The 7,012-nt window shown below is 39.6% G+C and carries 4 protein-coding genes; 1 reads left to right on the forward strand and 3 read right to left on the reverse strand.

Features of this window, described 5'->3' with window-relative positions; translation table 11 throughout:
• Positions 1-259: 259 nt before the first annotated feature.
• On the forward strand, positions 260-2,260 hold the full coding sequence (locus A3860_RS34580) for a T9SS type A sorting domain-containing protein (RefSeq protein WP_143774415.1): 2,001 nt from the start codon (positions 260-262) through the stop codon (positions 2,258-2,260).
• A gap of 475 nt (positions 2,261-2,735) precedes the next feature.
• On the opposite strand, the gene A3860_RS34585 is transcribed toward A3860_RS34580, so the two are convergent.
• The 3 genes from A3860_RS34585 to A3860_RS34595 all read right to left on the reverse strand — a co-directional run bounded on the left by A3860_RS34585 (position 2,736) and on the right by A3860_RS34595 (position 6,419).
• Positions 2,736-4,067 (reverse strand): restriction endonuclease, encoded by a 1,332-nt coding sequence (locus A3860_RS34585; RefSeq protein WP_081155170.1) that lies wholly within the window; start codon positions 4,065-4,067, stop codon positions 2,736-2,738.
• A gap of 257 nt (positions 4,068-4,324) precedes the next feature.
• Entirely contained in the window at positions 4,325-6,133 is a 1,809-nt protein-coding gene (locus A3860_RS34590) for a hypothetical protein (protein WP_081155171.1), read from the reverse strand.
• A 64-nt stretch (positions 6,134-6,197) separates the two neighbouring features.
• Complete coding sequence (locus A3860_RS34595; protein WP_081155172.1) at positions 6,198-6,419, reverse strand: helix-turn-helix domain-containing protein; 222 nt, start codon at positions 6,417-6,419, stop codon at positions 6,198-6,200.
• Between the last annotated feature and the right edge of the window lie 593 nt (positions 6,420-7,012).

Genomic DNA, 7,012 nt, shown 5'->3' on the forward strand with positions numbered 1-7,012 from the left:
CATGATTTAAAGGTATTAGTAGAATTCATTAACCTCCATAGATGAATTGGCTATTTAATTCTGGATGACAATTTGACAATGCTAACGAGTGTAACTAAACAGTAATGGAAGTAAATTCACTGGTCGGGGAATTTCCAGTGGGGCACAACATACAATTAACGAATTATCATTATCCAAGTAATACTAAGAAGCAATTTTCCCCATTTGTTCATTTTTACACATCTATGATCTGATACCTATAACAAAAATCCATTACCTGATGAAATCCGTTTTACAAAAATGCATTGTCAAATGGACTGTAAGAGCGCAGTCGCAGCAATCCCTGAAATCGGCTATGAAAAAGATTTTCTGCCTGATGGTAGTATTCCTGCAATGTAGGGGACGGATGGTTTTTTGTCAGAGTCCCGGCGGGGTAGCTTCAAACCTGACATTATGGATGAAGGCCGGTAGTGGAGCTTCCCCATCTTCGGGGGGCACCCTTACAGGATGGACGGACATGACGGGCAATAACAGCTTTTCCCTGACGTCCACGGGCACGGGGTTAACGGCGCCCGTAGTCGTTCTCAACGGACTTAATTTCAATCCGGTGGTTCGTTTTACCGGATCAGGAACAAACGGTTATCGACTCCTGGGAAATACGTCGATTACGATGTCGGAGGCCTCGGCAGCCGGTAGCTGGACCGGGCCCGTGACGAATGAGCGGGGTACCTTCTTTTCCCCTATCAATAATAGCGGGGGAGGGGTTAGTGCCCGGTATTTTTTCAGGTCGGCCTCCGGTGGCCAGTTGTATACCGGTTTCGGGTCGCCCGCCGCCGGCGCCTTCGCGGGTTATGAATCGGCAACCCCGCCGGCCTCAACCGTTCCTGTCGTCCTGACGGCCAGCGGCACCGGCAACGTGTTAAACATGAATGGACTGGATGCCCGTACAGGCAATATCAGAGGGGGGTATCTTACCACCACAATGACCGATATTCCCCAGATTGCCGACCGATCTTCCTCGGACTCCAAGATGAATGGCGACATCGCCGAGATCGTCCTCTATAGTGCGACCAATTCGACTTCGCTTCGAAATAAAGTAGAATCCTACTTAGCCCTTAAGTATGGCATTACGCTTGGAACCGCGACCACTCCCGTCAGCTATACCTCCTCGGCAGGCACCGTTTTCTGGACAGGCCTGGCTGCATACCAGCATAACATTTTTGGCATTGGAACAGATAATGGATCGGGGCTGGTACAAACCAGTTCCAATAGCGTCAACTCGGGCAGCGGCGACGGGACAGGACAAAACGGGTTGGGCAACCTTGTACTGAAGACTTCGTCCGCACTGACAAATGGTCAATTCCTGATGGTCGGTACGGACTCCGCGGCGCTGACGGAGGAAACGATCACGGCAGCCATAGGCCCGGCGGCGGCCATCGGCTCCAAGCGATTGGTGCGCACCTGGAAAGCGCAGACCACCGGAGCTGTTTCTTCCGTCAATCTCAGCTTTGACATGACTGGGCTGACGCTGTCCGGCGCCTCGGTGGCGACAAATTATTACCTCCTTATCGACAACGATGGGGATGGAAATTTTACAACAGGCACCCAAACCTATGTGCCGGCGTCCGGTATCGCCGGCAGCCTCATCTCTTTCTCCGGCACCAGTGCACTGGCCAACGGAGTGGTTTTTACCCTGATAACCGTTCCCTCGACGATGTTTGTTCTTGCCGACAGGTGGCAGGGGTTCACGGCTTCGGCGGTGGGCAGCAGTGTAACCCTTCATTGGAATACGGCACCTGATCTTCCCATCGATTATTTCAATGTGTATCATTCCACCGATGGCACGACTTTTATCCCAATCGCGCAGCTACCCCTTACAACCGTAATGCCGCCGGCAGGGATGTCGTATGTGGTGTCCGAGCGTGGCGAGGGCACTTATTTCTACCGGTTACGGGCAGTGCTAAAAGACGGGGCTGAAAACTACAGTATGATCCGGTCGGTCAAGATATCGGCTTCACAGAGGCTGAAGATACTGTCCAATCCTGTGGTCGGCGGAGAATTGAGACTGCAATTCCATGCGTCGGCAAGTGAGTCGGTGATCGTCTCTCTATTCAGCGCCTCCGGCAGCAGGCAACTCACACGAATCTGGTCGGTGGCGCCGGGAGAGAACTTGTTGACAATGGATATACATCGGTTAGGGGAAGGTCTCTATTTCCTTCGACTTGATGGCGGTCATGGCTACGAAACATTAGCCTTCGTAAAATCCACTGGAATGAAATAGGAGTAAGGACGAACCCGTCCGCCATGTGCCGGGCCTTCATCAGCGGATTGTTTCGGAATCCCTGTTTTACGATGTGCAAGACTACCTGAAGGATCAATGAGGCCGTTGAGCTGATATACGCGCTGGACGCGGGTTTCATCAAAAATGAAACAGGACAAACCAAAGAAGATTTTGATTTGCCCTGTTTGGTGCCCCGACAGGATTCGAACCTGCACATGTGGTTGTTTATTAATAGATTAAGCGATTTATTCTCTCATTTAAGCAGAATGGATTCGAACTAAAAAGGCTTCAAGTTCAATAACTTGAAGCCTTTTCTTTAAAGCTGTCGGGCAGACAGAACGCTCCCAAAGAAATTAATTATTTGTATATCATTCACTTGCAACTAACGGGAACGGTGGTTCACTGTTTGGTTCGCAATGAGGGGAAGAACTTTTATGTTCACTAATATACTAATAAATCGATAGACTCTAAGGTATCACTCTAAAACTTTTTGGCGAATAAATGCAAGCCAATCACTTACAGTATAAAATCCAATCGGCTTAGATAAACGATTGTATGTTGTTGCAACCGTTACACTTAGGTCTTCAAGATTAAGTCCCTCATATGCTCCTTTCGCCTTTATGATTTTTTCTGACAGCCAATTTTCCATAATAGTTTTTGATACTTGATTCTCATTTATTAGCCAACTTGCGAATGCTTTTTGAGCAAATTTTTCCAGCCTTTCTTTACTTATAAATATGTCTAAATAAAACTTAATTAATTGTTCTTTAGTTTGTGCTTGCAATTTATTCCATAGTTCTTCAATAACATAGGTTAATTGATTTTCAGTATCCCAAGTTCCAAATTCATTGTCAAACGTGGTAATTAAAAACTTCTCAAATTCTAATCTAATAGCTAGATCTAAATCCTGGTAATATTTAGAGAACCAATTATGAACGGTAACGGTTTCAAGCCTTTTAATTTGCTTCGGCAAGATTTCTGAATAATAATCAGGAGCTTTGCTTTGACAATAAGACTGACTTGGGGTGACAATCTCCAAGAATTGCCTTAAGTTCGATAAAGTATAATACTGTTTCTCTTTAATTGCATACTGATATAGCTTGAGGTAATTACTAAGGACATAATCTATTAAGTTATCCTGAAAAGCTGCAGACTTTTTATCCAGCTCAAGCATTATTTCTCCAGCATTGACAATAACATTATTAAATATAAACTGCTTTAAAAAAACAATTATATCCTCTCTATTATACTGTTCAATCTTACCAGGAAGAGTATCTTTAGAGTTGTTTATCTCAATATATTCCCTCACAGGTACGTGTGTGCGGTTGTCATAAGATAGCGTTTTTTGACAATACGATATGTACTCTGAAAATGTAGGCCCCTCTAAAGTAAACAAATCGTCTAAATCATCCCCATGTATGATTATAACTGATTGTCTTCTTCCTTTATTAAGAGCATTAATGAAATTCTGAGAAAGTTTGTGCCTGGATATGAAGACACCCAATGTGCCATGAAATTTATTTTCAACTTTTCCAATGAAACTATAAAGTTCCGAGGCAGCAATATTACTATTCACCCATTTGACTTCTATAAGAAAAACTCTTCCATTGATTTCTATCGCTCCATCAATTTGTTCAGATTTATTATCGATTGTGTGATAGCTTTTATTCAACAGAACGCCTTCCGAATACATAATCTCGTTTATGAGGCTCTCAAATTCTCTTCCTCGTTCTTGCAAAACTTCATTTGGAGAATTATCACCATAATTATTGAATTCATTATATTTTTCTATATAATCTTTATTCATTATTACAGAACTTTACTTTAAATAAGTAACTAGCGCTTTTATCATTTCGATCTATAGGCAATCAAATAGCTGTTTTGATGAGTCTGGAACTTATAAAAAATGGATTTTATTCTATTGATAGAATTTACATTTAAGTAGCTTGTTCTTACAAATTCGATGCATCCACCTATTAACTATCTGAGAGTAGTTATCACATATTGGCTCAAAATAAACCTTCACTAAGGAAAGTTCTTTTTAACCTAGTTGTTAACAAAACACTAGCTTAACCTTCGATTATCAAATATTTTCTTCCATAATTTGCTTTTCGGATAGATTTTTTTACTTAAAAGCAAACCAAACTCACCATCACGAGCCTTTTGTATCGATTCGTTATTTAATTTAATATCCAAGATTTTCGCTTTTTCATATTTGCCGTCTTTTTCTATATATAGCTCATCATTTAAGTTTATCTCCATTTCTTTAATGTTTATTATACAAACAGTGTTATTTAGAAAAAACTCTGTAGGTTCATAAACCAATATTATGTTGGTTGGTTTAAATGTTATTAATCCAAATTCAAGAATTGCTCTTCTTGCTTCTTCTTTTGTTATTATACCATTTTCAATTTCAGAATATAAATTGAATAATTGCCACGTTGAAAGTAATCCCCTTTGATCATTAATTGCATCCTGTACTTGGTGTTCTGTAAAGGGAGGGTTTCTTCTTAATAATGGTGGGAGATATCTTTGATGATTAACAATATAAAGCGCGAATACATCAAATTTATTTCGCTCTCTACTTCTACGATGTTTTATTTTTGATATCTGACTGCAATCTGAATCAGCTGATGTGCCACCGATTCCTTTGCATTCAACGATAAGAAGTCCTTCATCTATTTCAATTTGAATATCTTCTTCTAATACCTTTGATTGATTTTCATGATCAAATTGTTTAACTCTTTCATATCCTAGCCATTCAAAATACTTGATTAGCGAAGCAACTAAAGCTTCTGACGTTTCCATAATAATATTATGTAAAAAGGAAAAGGCTGTGTTGTTTTTTTGGATCTTTTTTTCGGATTCTTCTAACGCCTTTTTAAAAGCTATTTCTATTTCATTTTTTTCTTTTAGAAGAGTTGCATGGTTAGGAAGCCAGTATTCCTTTTCGGCAGTCCAACCAAAATTTGTCGAATATGGGAATAATGAAGGGAAAACATTTGGGCCAATCCTCGCTAGAAATTCTAAAATAAAATCTTTTTTATCTTTTATTTGAGGCAACATTATAAGATTATGATTGCCGGAGCTAAAAAAATAGGACACCAGCTCACCATTAAGATTTTTAATTAATGAAAGATATCTTTGATCAGGTGAAAGGGTTCCGTTTTGCCAGGTTTTAGGGATTTCAAATGTTTGATTAAATTCAGACCCTTTAGTATACTTAATTAAAAAGTTTTTGAAATCGTCATTTATATCTTCAACAAAAAGGTCTTTTCCATACCTTGGTTCACCACATGCATACTCCCAAAATGAATATAAACTGTATACTGGGGATCCATTAATTTGTGCTCTACCTTCTGTAACCTCAATCAATTCATATTCGACATTATAATTTTTAGACGAAAAAACAAGTACCAGGTAATCTCTATTTTGAATATTATCAAGTTCGTTTCTGAGGAAATTACTTGCGAAAGGTCTTGGATCAAATAGAGATTCAGGATGTCTAGATATTATAGACGAATAACTTTTACCAGTTCTTAATTTTTCACCTTGATCTTCATGTGAATAATCAACTGTTTTATAGCTATCAAGATCTATTATGAAAATATCAAACTCATGAATGTTTTTGGGGAAAATATGATTTAATGATACTAGTCGATTCTCACCATTTCTCCTATTATTAATTTTAACTTTTGCACCTAAACTTCCCGCAAATATATTTGCGCCTGATTTCTTTAGGGCTTCTATCGTCTTGTCTTCTAGGTCAAAACAGCATAATCTAGGCCTTTCAATAAGACCGATCTTTTCTTTTTCATTATTTATTTCAGGATTAGGTTCATTTTTTTTTCTGGGGTTGTCAAATAATTTCATATGGAGTGATCATTTTGCATGCTATAAGGGCAGAACGGTATTTAGTCGGAACTACTAACATTGCCTAACAAAAAAGTTCTTGTGTGTTTATCTCTAATCCTTCCGCAAGTTTGATAATACTGCTAAATTGAATATCCATCCGACCATTTTCAATCCGGCTAATATCCCCACGATCAATACCTGTTGCTGCTTCCAAATCCGACTGTGTAAGACCTTTGGCGGTCCTTAACCGGCGAACATTTTCGCCAAACTGAACTATTTCCTTATTATATCTTTTTGATTCCATAGTATAGAATCAGAAAGATGTAGAAAAAGAATAAAAATATGCGTGGGCTTAAGCCCACATTTAAGATTATTTACTATCTTTATTTCCGTAACAATTACCCGAAAAATGATTCTAATCAATCTGAATAGCTCCTAAAGAGCAATTTCTATATAGGCATATAATTATTAAAGCGCATTTGCTTTAATTCCTGGTTCTGAAACTGCGACCTTCATTGATCACGGGAATAAGGTAAATCGCCTGCGTGAACTTTAGTATCTTACGCAACTAAAGAAACGTGGGCGTTCTTATTGTGATCACAGGGTGTCGCAGCCCTCAGAACCGGTAAGGACTAACCCACGTTTCTTTCTTTTCACCCGCCACCCAGGCGCCGCAGGTTTTCCTGCACTCGGTTAGACTTACATGACTTTCAATATTTTCCTTCATCCTTAATTGAATGTTATGTGTAAAGAAGCTTTAACAATACCATCCCCCAATGGCATCCCCCCACAAAAATTAACGGCAGCCGAAATTACCGACCCTTACCAGGTTATTTACGAATTATTTGATTTTGCCCGCCTGCCTCGGATTCGGGAATTACTTTGGGAGTTTTTTAA

This window comes from Niastella vici, assembly GCF_002077945.1.
Taxonomy (GTDB): domain Bacteria; phylum Bacteroidota; class Bacteroidia; order Chitinophagales; family Chitinophagaceae; genus Niastella; species Niastella vici.